This is a genomic window from Paenibacillus amylolyticus (assembly GCF_047302515.1).
Classification (GTDB): Bacteria; Bacillota; Bacilli; order Paenibacillales; family Paenibacillaceae; genus Paenibacillus; species Paenibacillus amylolyticus_G.
The window spans coordinates 5,777,938-5,796,508 of sequence record NZ_CP168019.1 but is presented as its reverse complement, the minus strand read 5'-3'; the positions used below and the strand labels follow the sequence as shown (position 1 = coordinate 5,796,508).

At 47.7% G+C, this 18,571-nt stretch carries 13 protein-coding genes, 10 tRNA genes and 3 rRNA genes; all 26 read left to right on the top strand.

Annotation, left to right across the window (positions count from 1 at the left end; genetic code table 11):
* The first annotated feature begins 108 nt into the window (after positions 1-108).
* The 26 genes from dnaX (at position 109) to hisG (ending at position 18,429) form a co-directional block, all read left to right on the top strand.
* Positions 109-1,854, top strand: coding sequence for a DNA polymerase III subunit gamma/tau (gene dnaX / locus ACDJ59_RS25395; RefSeq protein WP_413406616.1), 1,746 nt, complete (start codon positions 109-111; stop codon positions 1,852-1,854).
* A gap of 41 nt (positions 1,855-1,895) precedes the next feature.
* Positions 1,896-2,207 carry a YbaB/EbfC family nucleoid-associated protein gene (locus tag ACDJ59_RS25390; protein WP_036607248.1) on the top strand — a complete coding sequence of 104 codons (312 nt, stop codon included), beginning with the start codon at positions 1,896-1,898 and terminating at the stop codon, positions 2,205-2,207.
* A gap of 36 nt (positions 2,208-2,243) precedes the next feature.
* Positions 2,244-2,843, top strand: a complete 600-nt coding sequence (recR, locus tag ACDJ59_RS25385; protein ID WP_413406615.1) for a recombination mediator RecR — start codon at positions 2,244-2,246, stop codon at positions 2,841-2,843.
* A gap of 232 nt (positions 2,844-3,075) precedes the next feature.
* Positions 3,076-3,303: a DUF2508 family protein gene (locus ACDJ59_RS25380; RefSeq protein ID WP_413409915.1), complete on the top strand. Its 228-nt coding sequence runs from the start codon at positions 3,076-3,078 to the stop codon at positions 3,301-3,303.
* 34 nt (positions 3,304-3,337) lie between these two features.
* On the top strand, positions 3,338-3,607 hold the full coding sequence (locus ACDJ59_RS25375) for a pro-sigmaK processing inhibitor BofA family protein (RefSeq protein ID WP_074092952.1): 270 nt from the start codon (positions 3,338-3,340) through the stop codon (positions 3,605-3,607).
* A 349-nt stretch (positions 3,608-3,956) separates the two neighbouring features.
* A 16S ribosomal RNA gene (locus tag ACDJ59_RS25370) occupies positions 3,957-5,509 on the top strand.
* 100 nt (positions 5,510-5,609) lie between these two features.
* Positions 5,610-5,726 (top strand): 5S ribosomal RNA (gene rrf, locus ACDJ59_RS25365).
* Positions 5,727-5,762: 36 nt separating this feature from the next.
* Positions 5,763-5,839: transfer RNA gene (locus ACDJ59_RS25360), tRNA-Ile, on the top strand.
* Positions 5,840-5,861: 22 nt separating this feature from the next.
* Positions 5,862-5,937 (top strand) — tRNA-Ala (locus ACDJ59_RS25355).
* A gap of 209 nt (positions 5,938-6,146) precedes the next feature.
* Positions 6,147-9,072 (top strand): 23S ribosomal RNA (locus ACDJ59_RS25350).
* The 16S, 23S and 5S rRNA genes sit together here with 10 tRNA genes alongside, the layout of an rRNA operon.
* A gap of 81 nt (positions 9,073-9,153) precedes the next feature.
* Positions 9,154-9,245, top strand: a tRNA-Ser gene (locus tag ACDJ59_RS25345).
* 43 nt (positions 9,246-9,288) lie between these two features.
* Positions 9,289-9,365 (top strand) — tRNA-Met (locus tag ACDJ59_RS25340).
* Positions 9,366-9,374: 9 nt separating this feature from the next.
* Positions 9,375-9,450 (top strand) — tRNA-Val (locus tag ACDJ59_RS25335).
* A gap of 5 nt (positions 9,451-9,455) precedes the next feature.
* Positions 9,456-9,531, top strand: a tRNA-Thr gene (locus ACDJ59_RS25330).
* 9 nt (positions 9,532-9,540) lie between these two features.
* Positions 9,541-9,618, top strand: a tRNA-Asp gene (locus tag ACDJ59_RS25325).
* A 21-nt stretch (positions 9,619-9,639) separates the two neighbouring features.
* Positions 9,640-9,712, top strand: a tRNA-Phe gene (locus tag ACDJ59_RS25320).
* 12 nt (positions 9,713-9,724) lie between these two features.
* Positions 9,725-9,810: transfer RNA gene (locus ACDJ59_RS25315), tRNA-Tyr, on the top strand.
* Positions 9,811-9,817: 7 nt separating this feature from the next.
* Positions 9,818-9,890 (top strand) — tRNA-Lys (locus ACDJ59_RS25310).
* 119 nt (positions 9,891-10,009) lie between these two features.
* On the top strand, positions 10,010-11,227 hold the full coding sequence (locus tag ACDJ59_RS25305; protein WP_413406614.1) for a PucR family transcriptional regulator: 1,218 nt from the start codon (positions 10,010-10,012) through the stop codon (positions 11,225-11,227).
* Positions 11,228-11,330: 103 nt separating this feature from the next.
* The gene (locus tag ACDJ59_RS25300; RefSeq protein ID WP_017691279.1) at positions 11,331-12,458 is read left to right on the top strand and encodes an ABC transporter ATP-binding protein; all 1,128 of its coding nucleotides are present in this window, start codon (positions 11,331-11,333) and stop codon (positions 12,456-12,458) included.
* Positions 12,459-12,876: 418 nt separating this feature from the next.
* Entirely contained in the window at positions 12,877-13,815 is a 939-nt protein-coding gene (hprK, locus tag ACDJ59_RS25295; RefSeq protein WP_017691278.1) for an HPr(Ser) kinase/phosphatase, read from the top strand.
* A gap of 121 nt (positions 13,816-13,936) precedes the next feature.
* Positions 13,937-14,962, top strand: a complete 1,026-nt coding sequence (gene lgt, locus ACDJ59_RS25290; RefSeq protein WP_076320055.1) for a prolipoprotein diacylglyceryl transferase — start codon at positions 13,937-13,939, stop codon at positions 14,960-14,962.
* Positions 14,963-14,968: 6 nt separating this feature from the next.
* A complete protein-coding gene (ppaX, locus tag ACDJ59_RS25285) occupies positions 14,969-15,625 on the top strand; it encodes a pyrophosphatase PpaX (RefSeq protein WP_413406613.1) in 657 nt (218 codons plus the stop codon).
* Positions 15,622-16,164, top strand: coding sequence for an acyltransferase (locus ACDJ59_RS25280; RefSeq protein WP_413406612.1), 543 nt, complete (start codon positions 15,622-15,624; stop codon positions 16,162-16,164). The genes ppaX and ACDJ59_RS25280 overlap by 4 nt, the downstream gene beginning before the upstream one ends.
* A gap of 404 nt (positions 16,165-16,568) precedes the next feature.
* Positions 16,569-17,768 carry an ATP phosphoribosyltransferase regulatory subunit gene (locus ACDJ59_RS25275; RefSeq protein WP_076254314.1) on the top strand — a complete coding sequence of 400 codons (1,200 nt, stop codon included), beginning with the start codon at positions 16,569-16,571 and terminating at the stop codon, positions 17,766-17,768.
* Position 17,769: 1 nt separating this feature from the next.
* Positions 17,770-18,429, top strand: coding sequence for an ATP phosphoribosyltransferase (gene hisG, locus ACDJ59_RS25270; RefSeq protein ID WP_413406611.1), 660 nt, complete (start codon positions 17,770-17,772; stop codon positions 18,427-18,429).
* Positions 18,430-18,571 lie beyond the last annotated feature (142 nt).

Sequence of the window (18,571 nt, the reverse complement as noted above, 5' to 3'; positions counted from 1 at the left end):
TAAACCACGCATGAATGAGTCAGATAAAGTTTGGATTCACCCTAGAATATAGTATAATAGGGGAACGACAAAGGACTCGAATGCGAAGTGGAAGGAAGGTAACGCATCATGGAGCATATCGCGTTATACCGGGCTTGGCGTCCCCAGTCGTTTCAAGATATGGTGGGGCAACAGCATATTATTCAGACCTTGCAGAACGCGATTCGTGAACAGCGGACTTCCCATGCCTACTTATTTAGCGGGCCCAGAGGAACGGGAAAGACAAGTGCCGCCAAGATTTTGGCCAAAGCTGTGAACTGCGAACGTGGGCCTGCGCCTGAACCTTGTAACGAGTGTGAAGCTTGCCGCAGAATTACGACTGGCGCTGTGATGGATGTGCAAGAGATTGATGCTGCATCCAATCGGGGCGTTGAAGAAATCCGTGATCTTCGGGAAAAGGTTAAATATGCGCCAACCGAAGTCCGGCAGAAAGTCTATATTATTGATGAAGTGCACATGCTGACAACGGAGGCATTCAATGCTTTGCTCAAAACATTGGAAGAGCCACCACCACATGTGATGTTTATTTTGGCAACAACGGAACCGCACCGCCTTCCGGCTACCATTATATCGCGCTGTCAGCGATTTGATTTTCGCCGGGTATCCCTGGAAGAGCAGACAGCAAGACTTACACTGATCTGTGAACAGGAAGGCATGGAAGCTGACCAGGATGCGCTACAATACATTGCCCGTTTATCGGACGGTGGAATGAGGGATGCACTTAGTGTGCTGGATCAGATCTCTTCATTTACGGATGGACGAGTAACGTACCAGCAGGTTATGGACATGACGGGTGGAATTGCTTCAGAGCAATTTGCTAAACTAGCTGCTTCGCTGCTCAAAGGTGATGTTGGTCATATTTTGCAGATGATTGAAGGTTTCATGCATGAAGGAAAGAGTGCAGACAAGTGCATGGAGAATTTACTGTATTATTTCCGTGATTTGCTTATGATTAAGATGGTACCTGATGCAGATAAACTGACGGACCGGGTACTTAATCCGGAGTCTTTCCGTGATATGGCGGAGTCATTCACCAAGGAACAACTGTTCCACATGATTGACACCCTTAATCGGTACCAGAGTGAAATGAAATATGCAGTACAACCACAGACATTATTTGAAGTTGCATTGCTTAAACTGTGTAGTATTCCAGCTCAAGGTGAGGCTTCTGTTCAGGTGGGATCTTCAGCTCATGCAGCACCTGCTGATGGGGGAGAGATCAACCGCTTGAAGCAGCAGCTTGCTGAGTTGGAGAAGAAGTTGGATCGTGCACTGAAAAGTGGTTTGTCTGGTGGAGAAGGTTCATCGAGTACTCCATCTCGCCCGGCAACAAGAGCGCCGGTATCGAGAGGCAATTCGCCTGCGAAGCTTCCTGCACAGTTGGATCAGTATGTTGCACGCAAGGGAGCCCCTGAGTTCGCAGAGATCAGCAAAAAATGGAGTCAGATCCTGCAACGAGTGAAGGAAGAGAGGGTTACCGTTCACGCCTGGTTTGTGGATGGTGAGCCGGTATCATTGCTTGAAGACAATGTGTTGGTTGCTTTTAAAAACAACATTCACCGTGAAACAACGGAAAAGCAGGCTAATCGTGAAGTCATTGAGCGGGTGTTGTCCGAACAACTTGGGCGTCCTGCACGATTGGTGACGATGATGCTCAAAGATTGGACCGGAGCAATGGAGGGAGCTTCTGAAGCGCCGAAGGAGGACTTTAAGCTTGAACCTGAGCATGAAGACGGTGGTTCAGGCAACAAACAGCCTTGGATTGATGAAGCCATCCAGCTCTTTGGTGAGGATCTTGTAGTGATCAAAGAATAATGCGCATAGCGCGATAACCATAACAAAGGAGATGAACAATTATGAACAACATGAACCAAATGATGAAACAAGTGAAGAAAATGCAGGAGCAAATGCTGAAAGCACAAGAGGAACTGGCGGACAAAACAGTCCAAGGTACTTCTGGTGGCGGTGTAGTGACGGCTGAAGTTAACGGACACAAGAAATTGCTTGCTATCACGATCAAACCTGAAGCGGTAGATCCGGAAGATGTTGAAATGTTGCAAGATCTCGTTATGACAGCTGTTAATGATGCAATGGCCAAAGCCGATGAGATTGCCAACAAGGATATGGGCAAGTTCACAGGCGGCATGAATATTCCGGGATTATTTTAATTAAAAAATTGATCCTGTCAAAGGAGACACAATCGATTGTATTATCCCGAACCAATAGCCAAGCTGATTGATGCTTTCACCCGGTTGCCGGGTGTGGGTCCCAAGACGGCAGCGCGTTTAGCTTTTCATGTGCTTAAAATGAAGGAAGATGACGTTATCGATTTTGCCAAAGCGCTCGTAAGTGTGAAGCGTAATCTTCATTACTGTTCTGTATGTTGTAATATCACTGATACGGACCCGTGTCGCATCTGTCAGGATAAGTCCAGGGATGTCTCTGTAATCTGTGTAGTTCAGGATTCGAAAGATCTGGTGGCCATGGAGCGCACCAAGGAATTCGATGGGTACTATCATGTGTTACAGGGCGCGATTTCACCTATGGAGGGAATTGGCCCAGATGATATTCGTTTGAAGGAACTCTTGGTTCGATTAAGTGATGAACGTATAAAAGAGATCATCTTGGCAACGAACCCCAACATTGAGGGTGAGGCTACAGCGATGTATATCTCCCGGTTGGTGCGTCCGTTTGAGATCAGTGTGACCCGGATTGCGCATGGATTGCCTGTAGGTGGCGATCTTGAGTATGCGGATGAAGTGACCCTTTCCAAAGCGTTGGAAGGGCGCAGGGAGATGCGTTAGTGTGATCAATTTGTATTACGCAGTGACTTCCTTGGAAACTTCGGATGCTAAATAAGTTTCGATGTGCAAAGAGAGCCTTAGGGCTCTCTTTTTTTTGTGAAGAAAATGAATGCCTGAGTTCTAAGTTTGTCCTTTCCTTGATATGTATGAGAATATGCTGTGCTGATCAGGAGGGGGAGAGTTTATGTTTTTGTGGCGAAATACACGGAACTCGGTAGAGAAACACAACAGAATGTTGAAGGAACTTGAGGCGGATCAGATCTATGCAGATATTCAGATGGCTAAGCAGGAATGGGAACGGGCTATGAGACAGTTTGAAGATGCACAGGGGCAGGATGAGATTGATTATGCCATTTATGTATTGGAGGCAGCTGAGCGGAAGTACCAGATCCACTTGAGAAGAGCAAAGCGGGCCAGAGCTAATGATGATGTTACATCACAGCGAGGGCTTAGTATGTAGAGTCACGTTTACATTAAACACGGAGGTGTAACATATGAAGAGTATCATACTGGGAAGTGTATTGGTTATATCATTACTGGGGCTTATCGTTGTTTTATTCAGAAAGCGGATAGGGTTATCGTTTTTCACGTCATTCGGAATTCATCTGGTGCTGGCTGCAGTAGGGATATATATCGTGAATTATTCTGGCTGGATTACAGGAACCTACATCCCGCTGAACCCTGCAACAATAGGGACTGTAACTGTTTTGGGATTGCCAGGTGTGGGGCTATTATTAGGGTTGAAAATTTCTTTGTTCGGATAGTTGACTCGCAGGATATTTATATGGTACATTATATCTCGTTGCTTTGCTTGCTTGGTTAGATGCTTTAGATGAAATGAAGGAGTTCATTACGAACTTCGAAAAAGAATTTCAAAAAAACACTTGACCAAAACAAACGAAGTATGATATATTATAAAAGTCGCCGCTGAGAGAAAATGGTGACGAAAAAACGAGTTTGATCTTTGAAAACTGAACAACGAGTGAGTAAACATTCTGCTTGCAGAATGAAACGCGAAAGTTTGAAACAAGCCTTGGCTTGGATCGACTGGAGCACAAATGAGATTTCTAATCTCGTCAGATTCAAAATGAGCTTATCGCTCTTTTCAATACTTTATTGGAGAGTTTGATCCTGGCTCAGGACGAACGCTGGCGGCATGCCTAATACATGCAAGTCGAGCGGACTTGAAGAGAAGCTTGCTTCTCTGATGGTTAGCGGCGGACGGGTGAGTAACACGTAGGCAACCTGCCCTCAAGTTTGGGACAACTACCGGAAACGGTAGCTAATACCGAATAATTGTTTTCTTCGCCTGAAGGAAACTGGAAAGACGGAGCAATCTGTCACTTGGGGATGGGCCTGCGGCGCATTAGCTAGTTGGTGAGGTAACGGCTCACCAAGGCGACGATGCGTAGCCGACCTGAGAGGGTGATCGGCCACACTGGGACTGAGACACGGCCCAGACTCCTACGGGAGGCAGCAGTAGGGAATCTTCCGCAATGGGCGAAAGCCTGACGGAGCAATGCCGCGTGAGTGATGAAGGTTTTCGGATCGTAAAGCTCTGTTGCCAGGGAAGAACGCTTGGGAGAGTAACTGCTCTCAAGGTGACGGTACCTGAGAAGAAAGCCCCGGCTAACTACGTGCCAGCAGCCGCGGTAATACGTAGGGGGCAAGCGTTGTCCGGAATTATTGGGCGTAAAGCGCGCGCAGGCGGTCATTTAAGTCTGGTGTTTAATCCCGGGGCTCAACCCCGGATCGCACTGGAAACTGGGTGACTTGAGTGCAGAAGAGGAGAGTGGAATTCCACGTGTAGCGGTGAAATGCGTAGATATGTGGAGGAACACCAGTGGCGAAGGCGACTCTCTGGGCTGTAACTGACGCTGAGGCGCGAAAGCGTGGGGAGCAAACAGGATTAGATACCCTGGTAGTCCACGCCGTAAACGATGAGTGCTAGGTGTTAGGGGTTTCGATACCCTTGGTGCCGAAGTTAACACATTAAGCACTCCGCCTGGGGAGTACGGTCGCAAGACTGAAACTCAAAGGAATTGACGGGGACCCGCACAAGCAGTGGAGTATGTGGTTTAATTCGAAGCAACGCGAAGAACCTTACCAGGTCTTGACATCCCTCTGATCGATGCAGAGATGTATCTTTCCTTCGGGACAGAGGAGACAGGTGGTGCATGGTTGTCGTCAGCTCGTGTCGTGAGATGTTGGGTTAAGTCCCGCAACGAGCGCAACCCTTATATTTAGTTGCCAGCATTTCGGATGGGCACTCTAGATAGACTGCCGGTGACAAACCGGAGGAAGGTGGGGATGACGTCAAATCATCATGCCCCTTATGACCTGGGCTACACACGTACTACAATGGCCGGTACAACGGGCTGCGAAATCGCGAGATGGAGCCAATCCCAACAAAGCCGGTCTCAGTTCGGATTGCAGGCTGCAACTCGCCTGCATGAAGTCGGAATTGCTAGTAATCGCGGATCAGCATGCCGCGGTGAATACGTTCCCGGGTCTTGTACACACCGCCCGTCACACCACGAGAGTTTATAACACCCGAAGTCGGTGGGGTAACCGCAAGGAGCCAGCCGCCGAAGGTGGGATAGATGATTGGGGTGAAGTCGTAACAAGGTAGCCGTATCGGAAGGTGCGGCTGGATCACCTCCTTTCTATGGAGAATCGTTTCCTGCAACGGAAACATTCAAATATGCAGCTTAGCTGCAAAACACTCACTCGTTGCTCAGTTTTGAGAGCTCAAACTCTCAAACGTTTGGTGGCGATAGCGAAGGGGTTCCACACGTTCCCATCCCGAACACGACCGTTAAGCCCTTCAGCGTCAATGGTACTTGGACCGCAGGGTCCTGGGAGAGTAGAACGCCGCCAAGCGTAACCCATTTTGGGTTCAAATAGTATATATAATGTGGGCCCTTAGCTCAGTTGGTTAGAGCGCACCTCTGATAAGGGTGAGGCCGGTGGTTCGAGTCCACCAGGGCCCACCATCTATACCTTTAAACTTTATATGGGGCCATAGCTCAGCTGGGAGAGCGCCTGCCTTGCAAGCAGGAGGTCAGCGGTTCGATCCCGCTTGGCTCCACCAAAAATGTTTTACAAGTTTGTTCTTTGAAAACTAGATATCGAAACGAAACAAACGCGAATTAGAACATTCCTTTAAGCTGAACTTGTGTAAACAAGTCAAGTGTATAAAGGTAGTTAAATTGCTTTTGTGATGGTATCGGGTGAGAGCGACTTTTGGATTTGGACGTAGTCCAAACTAAGGGAAGCGAGCGACCGAAACCGGAACAAAATGGTTAAGCTACTAAGAGCACACGGAGGATGCCTAGGCGCTAGGAGCCGATGAAGGACGTGGCGAACAACGAAACTGCCTCGGGGAGCTGTAAGCAAGCTTTGATCCGGGGGTGTCCGAATGGGGAAACCCAGCTGGGGTAATTTCCAGTTACTCATAACTGAATACATAGGTTATGTAGAGGCATACCAGGGGAACTGAAACATCTAAGTACCCTGAGGAAGAGAAAACAATAGTGATTCCGTCAGTAGCGGCGAGCGAACGCGGAGAAGCCCAAACCAAAGAGCTTGCTCTTTGGGGTTGTGGGACGTCTCACATGGAGTTACAAAGGAACCGGTTAAGCGAAGAGGTCTGGAAAGGCCCGCCAAAGAAGGTAAAAGCCCTGTAGTTGAAAGTCTGTTCCCTCCGAGACGGATCCCGAGTAGTGCGGGGCACGTGAAACCCCGTATGAATCCGGCAGGACCATCTGCCAAGGCTAAATACTTCCTAGCGACCGATAGTGAAGCAGTACCGTGAGGGAAAGGTGAAAAGCACCCCGGAAGGGGAGTGAAATAGAACCTGAAACCGTGTGCTTACAAAAAGTCAGAGCCCGTTTTAGGGGTGATGGCGTGCCTTTTGTAGAATGAACCGGCGAGTTACGTTCCCGTGCAAGGTTAAGGTGAAGAGCCGGAGCCGCAGCGAAAGCGAGTCTGAATAGGGCGATTGAGTACGTGGACGTAGACCCGAAACCGGGTGATCTACCCCTGTCCAGGGTGAAGGTGCGGTAACACGCACTGGAGGCCCGAACCCACGCATGTTGAAAAATGCGGGGATGAGGTGGGGGTAGCGGAGAAATTCCAATCGAACTCGGAGATAGCTGGTTCTCCCCGAAATAGCTTTAGGGCTAGCCTCGGAAAACAGAGTCGTGGAGGTAGAGCACTGATTGGGTGCGGGGCCCGCAAGGGTTACCAAGCTCAGTCAAACTCCGAATGCCATAGACTTACTTCCGGGAGTCAGACAGTGAGTGCTAAGATCCATTGTCAAAAGGGAAACAGCCCAGACCATCAGCTAAGGTCCCCAAGTGTGTGTTAAGTGGGAAAGGATGTGGAGTTGCACAGACAACCAGGATGTTGGCTTAGAAGCAGCCACCATTGAAAGAGTGCGTAATAGCTCACTGGTCGAGTGACTCTGCGCCGAAAATGTAACGGGGCTAAACACACCACCGAAGCTATGGCTTGATGCTTTGCATCAGGGGTAGGGGAGCGTTGTATAAGGGTTGAAGGTGTACCGTAAGGAGCGCTGGACATTATACAAGTGAGAATGCCGGTATGAGTAACGAAAAGATCAGTGAGAATCTGATCCGCCGAAAGCCTAAGGGTTCCTGAGGAAGGCTCGTCCGCTCAGGGTAAGTCGGGACCTAAGGCGAGGCCGAAAGGCGTAGTCGAAGGACAACAGGTCGAAATTCCTGTACCACCGTAAGCCGTTATGAGCAATGGGGGGACGCAGTAGGGTAGTGACGCGGACTGATGGATGTCCGTCTAAGCAGTAAGGCTGATGTGTAGGCAAATCCGCACATTGTAAGGCTGAGCTGTGATGGGGAGCGAAAATTGTAGTAGCGAAGGTCATGATCTCACACTGCCAAGAAAAGCCTCTAGCCAGGTGATGGTGCCCGTACCGCAAACCGACACAGGTAGGCGAGAAGAGTATTCTAAGGCGCGCGGAAGAACTCTCGTTAAGGAACTCGGCAAAATGACCCCGTAACTTCGGGAGAAGGGGTGCCCCGGTAGTGTGAATAGCACGAGGGGGCCGCAGTGAAAAGGCCCAAGCGACTGTTTAGCAAAAACACAGGTCTGTGCGAAGCCGTAAGGCGAAGTATACGGGCTGACGCCTGCCCGGTGCTGGAAGGTTAAGGGGAGTGGTTAGGAGCAATCCGAAGCTGTGAACCGAAGCCCCAGTAAACGGCGGCCGTAACTATAACGGTCCTAAGGTAGCGAAATTCCTTGTCAGGTAAATTCTGACCCGCACGAATGGCGTAACGACTTGGGCGCTGTCTCAACGAGAGATCCGGTGAAATTTTAATACCTGTGAAGATGCAGGTTACCCGCGACAAGACGGAAAGACCCCATGGAGCTTTACTGCAGCTTGATATTGAATTTGGGTACGATCTGTACAGGATAGGTGGGAGCCTTTGAAGTGTGAGCGCCAGCTTGCGTGGAGGCAACGTTGGGATACCACCCTGATCGTATCTAGGTTCTAACCTGGTACCGTAATCCGGTGCGGGGACAGTGTCAGGTGGGCAGTTTGACTGGGGCGGTCGCCTCCTAAAGAGTAACGGAGGCGCCCAAAGGTTCCCTCAGAATGGTTGGAAATCATTCGAAGAGTGCAAAGGCATAAGGGAGCTTGACTGCGAGACCTACAAGTCGAGCAGGGACGAAAGTCGGGCTTAGTGATCCGGTGGTACCGCATGGAAGGGCCATCGCTCAACGGATAAAAGCTACCCTGGGGATAACAGGCTTATCTCCCCCAAGAGTCCACATCGACGGGGAGGTTTGGCACCTCGATGTCGGCTCATCGCATCCTGGGGCTGAAGTAGGTCCCAAGGGTTGGGCTGTTCGCCCATTAAAGCGGTACGCGAGCTGGGTTCAGAACGTCGTGAGACAGTTCGGTCCCTATCTGTCGTGGGCGTAGGAAATTTGAGAGGAGCTGTCCTTAGTACGAGAGGACCGGGATGGACGTACCGCTGGTGTACCAGTTGTTCCGCCAGGAGCACCGCTGGGTAGCTATGTACGGACGGGATAAACGCTGAAAGCATCTAAGCGTGAAGCCCCCCTCAAGATGAGATTTCCCAGTATGTAAGACCCCTTGAAGACGACGAGGTAGATAGGCTGGGGGTGGAAGTGCAGCAATGCATGGAGCTGACCAGTACTAATCGGTCGAGGGCTTATCCAATAGCAAGTTCTAAATCGCATGTTTCGTTTCGAATCTAGTTTTCAGGGAGCAATCCTTGAATGATGTTGATGATTGTTATTTGGAGAGATACCCAAGTGGCTATAAGGGGACCCTCTGCTAAGGGGTTAGACTGCGTAAGCGGTGCGAGGGTTCGAATCCCTCTCTCTCCGCCATCTTTACCTAAAGATGGACAAGCAATCAAGACACAATTAATATGGCGGTGTAGCTCAGCTGGCTAGAGCGTACGGTTCATACCCGTAAGGTCGGGGGTTCGATCCCCTCCGCCGCTACCATATTACCCAGGAGGCTTAGCTCAGCTGGGAGAGCATCTGCCTTACAAGCAGAGGGTCGGGGGTTCGATCCCCTCAGCCTCCACCATATATGCCGGTGTAGCTCAACTGGTAGAGCAACTGACTTGTAATCAGTAGGTTGGGGGTTCAAGTCCTCTCGCCGGCACCATTAATGCCTGGAACCGTGGTGTAGTTGGCCTAACATGCCTGCCTGTCACGCAGGAGATCGCGGGTTCGAATCCCGTCGGTTCCGCCATTAATCCTAAAAATTAAATATGGCTCGGTAGCTCAGTCGGTAGAGCAGAGGACTGAAAATCCTCGTGTCGGCGGTTCGATTCCGTCCCGAGCCACCTTTAATCCCTGGAGGATTAGCGAAGTGGCCAAACGCATCAGACTGTAAATCTGCTCCCGTACGGGTTCGGTGGTTCGAATCCATCATCCTCCACCAGTTTTATGAGTCATTAGCTCAGTTGGTAGAGCACCTGACTTTTAATCAGGGTGTCGAAGGTTCGAGCCCTTCATGACTCATCTTTAAGAAAAGAGTGATTAATCATTAATTTGATTAGTCGCTCTTTTTTGTTATGTGATTATAGCTCAATATGGATATTTATTAATGCTGGGCAAGATATGATAAACTAATAGAAAACATGCAGAGTGGTGACGTTCATTATATGAAGCTCATACCTGATCTAAAACAGCAAATTGAAGTCATTATAGGCACAACTTTGGACGAATATGAAATTACAATAGCAGAATGGATGCAATCCGTTGTGAATCTGGTTGGTCGACATGAAAATTCAGAGACCGTTGATGATAAAGGTGAGCATCAGGAGTTATCTGATCAATCTGCATCTCCAATTTCATCCGATGTGATCAGTTTGAATACGGGAAAGCGTATATTTTTTAAGGTTCGGATGAATGAGCATGAAGAGACTGTCGTGTGTTGGGGATGCCCTGCAAAATCTATTACCGTGGAAACACGACAATTGATTGAGCTTTTAATCCGTACTAACATGGCTCTACCCGATGAGGTACAACCTGTTGTATATGAGAATGATAGGGAGCAGTATTTGACTGAATTGGGTCTCTGGCTTAAAGAGCAGATCGAAGAACCAACCAAACAGGAATCTGAAGCGGTTCCTGATCGCTTTGTGGTGCCCGCAGGATTGAATGCTGAGAAGATTCTGTTCTTGCTGCAAGGGGATACACCGGATGCACATCGTTTACGATCCAAAGAACTCAACAAGTTGCTTGAGAGTTACTTTGGCGAGGAGATTGTCTTGATTCCTTTGGGGGAGCAAGAGTGGATGTTCATGGGTGATAAAGAAATTGTTACAGAAGAAGCCGAGGAAGATACAACGGAAGCCAAAAAGGATTCGCTGAACGCTTTTTGTCTTGGGTTACATGAATTGGTTGCCAGCGAGTGGGCTGGGGTGTTCCATCTGTCCGCATCTCTGCCATGCATTCCTGCAAAACAACTAGTATCGGTCACAGTTCTTCTTAGAGAAAGTGTGCACTTGGGGAGAGCATTCCATGTTACGCAGCATATTCATCTCCCATGGGATCTTCACCTGGAGAGGTTGGTAGCGAGCATTCCAGATGATCAACGTATACGTTTTATAAAGGAAACTGGCAAAGACACGATTATCTTCAATGACAGTGAGACACTTGCTACGCTGGAGACCTTTTTTAGCCTGGACTGTAATGTCAGCGAGACAGCGAAACGACTTTTCATTCATCGTAATACGTTGGTTTATCGTCTGGACAAGATAAAACAGGAGATTGGTTACGATGTGAGGCACTTCGAAAGTGCTGTTCTAGTGCAGTTTTTACTACTAATGTACAAAGTGACGAAAAAGCATTGATATTTTTGTGCAGTTTGCGAATAGTCAAACCTCACGTAGATAGGGTATTATAAAAATACAAATTGTATTCGATTACAAAATGATCTCTGAGGAGGCAACAATCATGGCTGGAGTACGTTTAGAGCATATTTTCAAAAAATACCCGGGTTCTGATAAAGCAACTGTAGTTGACATTAACCTGGACATTAAAGATAAAGAATTTCTGGTACTGGTAGGTCCGTCCGGTTGTGGTAAATCAACAACACTTCGTATGATCGCAGGCCTTGAGGAAATTTCTGAAGGTAAACTCTATATCGGTGACCGTGTCGTTAATGATGTTGCACCTAAAGACCGCGATATCGCGATGGTATTCCAATCCTATGCCTTGTATCCGCATATGAGCGTATATCAAAACATGGCGTTTGGTTTGAAATTGCGTAAGGTTAAAAAAGATGAGATCGACAAACGTGTACGTGAAGCAGCTAAAATCCTGGATATCGAACATTTGCTTGAGCGTAAGCCTAAGGCATTGTCCGGTGGTCAACGTCAACGTGTCGCTTTGGGACGTGCGATTGTCCGTGATCCACAAGTGTTCTTGATGGATGAGCCTCTCTCCAACTTGGATGCCAAACTGCGTGGTCAAATGCGTGCTGAGATCACTAAACTTGCGAAACGTTTGGAAACAACTGTTATCTACGTAACGCATGACCAGATCGAAGCTATGACGATGGGTGATCGGATCGTTGTTATGAAGGATGGTATCATCCAACAAGCAGCTTCTCCGGAAGAGTTGTACAACCTGCCGGCTAACCTGTTCGTAGCTGGTTTCATCGGTTCCCCGACAATGAACTTTATCTCGGGTAAACTCGCTGAGCAAGGTACTAGCATGCATTTCATAGCTCCTGGTGTGGATGTTGAAATCCCGCAAGGTAAAGCACAAGTGTTGAAATCTAGAGGATACATTGGTAAAGAAGTGATTCTGGGTGTTCGTCCAGAAGACATTCACGAAGAGCCAGTATTCCTGGAAGCATCCCCGAACTCTGTATTCTCTACACACGTAGATGTTACAGAGAACCTGGGTCACGAAATGCTCCTCTACTTGAGCGGTGTTGGTAATGATACAACGATCGCACGTGTAGACGGACGTTCTAACACTCGTGATGGTTCCACAGTTAAAATGGCCATCGACATGAACAAAGTTCATATCTTTGACAAAGAGACTGAAGTGAACGTACTTCTTCAAGACAAATAATACTGGGATTCCTCGGTGACGATGGAACCTGACAGTTAACGCAATTATACATTGTAATGAGAGCCCCTTCCGTTATTGCTGGAAGGGGCTTTTTTAAGATTAATGAATTTATAAGTTTCGGCAGAGTTGAAGGATTAATAATCGTAAGAAAAACACCCCTTAAACTACGAATGTAGTATCCTAGAAGGTGCTTCGATCAGAAGGCTTTTCTGACTAATGGTTGTCGGAGGCTGCGATTGCATTCATCCCGGAATTCATTTAAGATTATTTGAAGGTCTGTCTTCATTTATTTGAGAGAATCGACTGTTGGAAGGGTATGCATTCTGTACCCCATGTTGTGAATGCGCTAATAATGGAAATAACTGATACACGATCTGATGTACATAGAGGGACAGCTAATGCTGAAAGGAAGAGACAAATGGCGAAAAAAGTGAAAGTATCTGAACTGGTACAGCAATTTCAGTTGGAGGTTGTTTCTGGATCTCACGGATTGAAAAGAGTCATTACGGTAGATGACCTGAACCGTCCTGGTCTGGAAATGGCCGGTTATTTTGAATACCATCCACAAGAACGGGTACAGCTACTTGGAAGAACGGAGTTAGCTTTCTTTGCAATGTTACCTGAGCAAGAGCGGCGCGATCGTATGCAACGTCTTTGTACGGAAGAGACGCCTTGTATCGTTGTCACGCGTGGACTGGAAGTTCCGCAAGAGCTGATTGATATCAGTGAAGAGCAGAATCTGGCTGTACTTCGCAGCAACATGGCTACTACGATTCTATCCAGCCGGATCACGGGATTCCTGGAAAAGAAATTGGCACCAACTGCAACCATTCACGGTGTACTTTGTGATGTCTATGGCGTAGGTATGCTGATTACAGGTAGCAGCGGTATTGGTAAGAGTGAAACAGCGCTTGAACTGGTGAAACGTGGACACCGACTGATTGCCGATGATGCGGTAGAGATCCGCCAAACGTCAGATTTTCAGCTGCACGGTACTGCACCTGAATTGATCCGCCACTTGCTCGAGATTCGAGGTGTCGGTATTATCAACGTCATGACATTGTTCGGGGCTGGTGCGGTTCGGAATAACAAACGGATTACTTTGGTTGTACGTCTGGAAGCATGGCAGCAGGATAAACAATATGATCGTCTGGGTCTGGATGAAGAGACTACACGTATCATTGATACGGATGTACCTCTCGTTACGATTCCTGTTCGTCCGGGACGGAACTTGGCGGTTATTATTGAAGTGGCAGGGATGAACTATCGCCTGAAACAGATGGGTCTGAATGCTGCGCTGCAATTCACGAACAAGCTGACAGCAACCATCTCGGAAGACATGGAAGACATGGATTAAGAAATATTTTATACAAGGAAATGAAGATAAATGGTTGACATGTACTGCTTCTCTTAAGGCGCAGTGTATGCCAACCATTCGTCATGCGTGCGATTGATTGAATAAATAGGAGTGTGAATGAATGGATACATTATTACTGTTGAACCCGATTGCGTTCTCTATTGGAGCGTTAAAGGTTCACTGGTACGGGCTTATTCTTGGTGCTGCGGCACTTATAGGACTCCTGCTCGTGATCCGGGAGGGCAAACGTTACAATATTCCACAGGAAGTGTTCATGGACATGGTCTTGCTGGGCGTGCCTTCTGCCATCATTGGTGCCCGCATCTACTACGTCGCATTTAAATGGGAAGATTATAAGGATAATTTCTGGGATGTCTTTAAAATATGGAATGGCGGTATAGCCATCTATGGTGCCCTTATTGGTGCAATCATCTGTGCAGTTATTTTCTTCCGTCGTAAAGGATATAACTTCTGGCGTATGGCCGATATCTGTGCGCCTGGACTGCTCGTTGGACAGTTGATCGGACGCTGGGGGAACTTTGTGAATCAGGAAGCCTACGGCGGTCCTGTAGAAGAATCATTTTTGAGAGACAAGCTTCATCTGCCGGACTTTATTGTGAATCAAATGAACGTAGAAGGCGTATTCCACCATCCTGCGTTTTTGTATGAATCGATGTGGAGTCTCGTTGGTCTGGTCTTGCTGCTGGTTCTGCGTCGTCAGAAGTTTCTGCGTTCAGGTGAACTGTTCATGTCTTATTTCATCTGGTACTCTATCGGTCGTTTCTTCATTGAAGCTCTACGTACGGACAGTCTTGGCTTCCAGGCTCCGCAATGGGTTGCTTCATTAGTGAACGGGCTGTGGTCTCCAATGACTGCAATGGGCTTCGAACAAGGATATCTTGATCCTGCTTACGGTAACGTAAGAATCTCGCAACTGCTCGCGATTGGCATCATTATTGTTGCTGTTGTATTCATTGTGGTGAGAAGAGTTACAGGTAAAGCAGATGTTCGTTATAGTGATCCGATTGTATCGTCCAAAGTTACCTCAGATGATATGGAGCATACGGGAACGGTTGCTGGCAAAGAGAACAAGGTAACACCTCCAGCCAAAGATGAATCCAAGCAAGTTGATGATAAAAAGGAGTAATGCAACATGATTGACACGGTATTGTTTGATCTGGACGGAACGATTATTGATACCAATGAGTTGATTATCAGCTCATTCCAGCATGTCATGGGGGGATGGGAGCATTCAGCTCCATGGACACGGGAACAGATTATTCCGCATATGGGTGGCACACTGGAGCAGCAAATGCGCACCTTCTCTGGCCAGGAGGAAGTCTCCGAGTACGTGAAAGGTTACCGTGCTTATAATGATATCCATCATGAAGCGATGGTTAGACCTTTTCCACATGTTATTGAGGTAGTAGAGGCGCTGCATCAGGCGGGCATTGTGATGGGTGTGGTCACAACCAAAATTCGTCCATCTACATTAAAGGTGCTAGAACGTTTTGACCTATTGAAGTATATGAAGACGATTGTAACAGTAACTGACGTAACGAATCCGAAGCCGCACGCTGAACCGGTACTGAAAGCGATGACGGAACTGAGTGCAGATCCTGCCAAAACGTTAATGGTGGGTGACAGTCCAGTGGATATCCAATCGGCACAGAATGCGGGCGCACTCTCGGCGGGGGTTGCATGGTCCCTTAAAGGGGAAACAATCCTGAACGGATATGGACCCGATCATATGTTGCATGACATGAGAGACTTGTTGAAACTCATCCGTATTGAAACGGGACGTTCATGAGAAAAGTAACCCGCTATCCGGTAGAGGACCAGAATGCACTTTGGCATATCTACAAGACAGTGAGTCCGTGGAAGGGCGTTCGTAATTTTATCTGGATCCAGTTGTCACGTTACTGTCCGATCCTATCGGTGAAGAATTGGATTTTCCGCCGAATGCTCGGTATGAAGGTGGGAAAACACACGGCCTTTGGCCTGATGGTGATGGTGGATGTGTTTTTTCCGGAGAAAATAACGGTCGGCGAAAACTCGGTCATCGGTTACAACACAACGATTCTCGCTCATGAGTATCTCATTAAGGAGTACAGGCTCGGTGAGGTGATTATCGGGGAAAATGTACTGATTGGTGCTAACACAACGATTCTGCCCGGGGTAACCATAGGGGATGGAGCCGTTGTAGCTGCTGGAGCAGTCGTACATAAGGATGTTGCACCAGGAGCTTTTGTTGGAGGTAATCCACTTCGTGATTTATCCCGTGCGGCAGCTTCTACGGAAGAAACTGTCTTTAACACGGATGGTTCTTCTCAGGGTAGTGTGCATTGAGTCAATAAAGTAATGAATGAAGATGAATCAATGAAGATGATTCGAAGTAAAAAGCTGCTGACGGCAGCTTTTTTCGTATATAAATACCGATTGGCGAGCGTTACGGTGTGTATATAAAACGATATGTCGATCCAAGGGCAATCAAGCTTTGGTATTGTTGACGGTAGTGCGGATTTCATGTTATCATATCCCATATCCTTTAGTTTGTTAGCACTTTACCATGTGAAAGCATTCTCGGAGAAATTAATCATGATAAAGGTTGAACTAAACCAATAGTTGAAGGCTTTTTGCAGCAATAAGGTGATTCAGGTTTATAAGATAGAATGGGGATTTACACTACATAAATCCTGTTGAAATAGAACGAGTGCAACTCTTAAATTACTGACTCGGGGTGAATATTACCAATGTCCAAACCAAAAGGTTTTGAAAAACCGACCGGATTCCGCGACTACACACCACATGTAGTATCCAAGCTGCGGACGATTGAACGCAATGTACTGGAATGTATGGAACGCTGGGGTTACCGTCAGATCATCACACCAACGATTGAATATTACGACACGGTAGGTGTGGCAAGTTCTACATCAGATCGTAAATTATTTAAATTGCTAAACAGCAGGGGAACCACACTGGTACTCAGATCGGATCTAACGGCTCCGATTGCACGCGTAGTTTCATCTATGCTCAAAGATGAGCAGTTGCCGCTGCGTCTGTCCTATCATGCGAACGTATTCCGTTCTATTGAAGAGGAAGCAGGACGTGAGGCTGAATTCTTTCAGACGGGCGTGGAGCTGGTTGGGGACGACTCGCCTGAAGCGGATGCAGAAGTTGTTGCGCTTGCGATTGCCTCTTTGCAGGCAGCGGGTGTGTCTTCTTTTAAAATAGCGATGGGCCATATGGGATTCCTGAACGGATTACTGGAGGAAGTGATTCCAGGCCAGACCGCTGAGCAGGAGCAATTGAAGGAAGGGCTGCTCGGACGTGATTATGTCGGCTATCGCCAGTCGATTGAAGCATTGAATTTGGAGCCTAAATTGAAAGAACAGCTTGAAGCGATCCTTCGTCTTCGTGGTGGCAAGGAAGTATGCACACATGCGGTAGAGCTAAGTTCAAGTGCTGAAGCAGCACAGTCGATTGCACATCTGTGTGCCGTGTTCGAAGTGTTGGAAGCGTACGGTGTATCCGAGCATGTGCTGATTGATCTGACGATGATCGGTGATTTCTCCTATTATACGGGCATGACCTTTGAAGGGTATGCAGCCGAACTGGGATCTCCGGTATGTAGCGGTGGACGGTATGATAATCTGTTACAACAGTTTGGTCGTTCATTGCCAGCTACAGGATTTGCACTGAAAACGAACCGTATTATTGATGGTGTTCATGGCATTACCATTGAAGAGAAAAAACCGGTACTTATCCAATATACCCCGAAACGTCGGGCCGAGGCACTAACAGAAGCGGCAAGATTACGCAGTATGGGACAAAATGTAGTGACACTCCTTCTTCCTGAAGACGGGGCTGGGGCAAGTGCCGTATCGGTTGAAGCAAGAACTGCTCAGGCTGAGCAGGTTATTACTTACGGATCTGAAGAAGGAGGACGCTGAGATGTCGGATATTCTGAAGGTGGCCATGCCGAAGGGCCGAATCTACAAAAAAGCCTCCAAATTGTTTCGTGAAGCGGGGCTGGATATTCCAGAAGACGTAGACGATACACGCAGATTGGTCATTGAAGTGCCGGAAGCTGGAATGGAATTCATTATGGCGAAGCCAGTAGATGTTCCAACGTATGTGGAGTACGGTGTTGCCGATATCGGAATTGTCGGTAAAGACGTGCTGCTGGAGGAAGATCGGGATGTGTACGAACTGTTGAATCTGGGAATCGCCCAGTGCCGTATGTCTGTGATCGGACTTCCAGACTGGAAGCCAGGCATCCAGCAACGTGTTGCAACGAAGTATCCAAGGATTGCTTCACAGTATTTCCGGGAGCAGGGGCAGCAGGTCGAGGTGATCAAGCTGAATGGTTCCATTGAGCTTGCGCCTTTGATTGGTCTGGCAGACCGGATTGTCGATCTGGTGGAGACAGGTCAGACGCTGCGCGAGAACGGATTGGTGGAGATGACAGGCATTCTGGATATCACGAGCCGTCTTATCGCGAATCGGGTAAGTTATCGGATGAAAAATGCACGAATCCAGGCTTTGTGTGATGCACTTCAAGAGGTCATTCCGGCATCGAATGAGATTTCTGCGGGAAGCCTTCGCGGATAAATTACTGCGTTGGAAACATACATGATAAACAACGAAATAGTTAAAGACAATATAAATGAGAAACATGCAAAGCAAAGGTAAGTGACACAACAAATTAGCCCTGATTGAAGCCGCAAAAGGTATTATGAAATTGATTCGAATG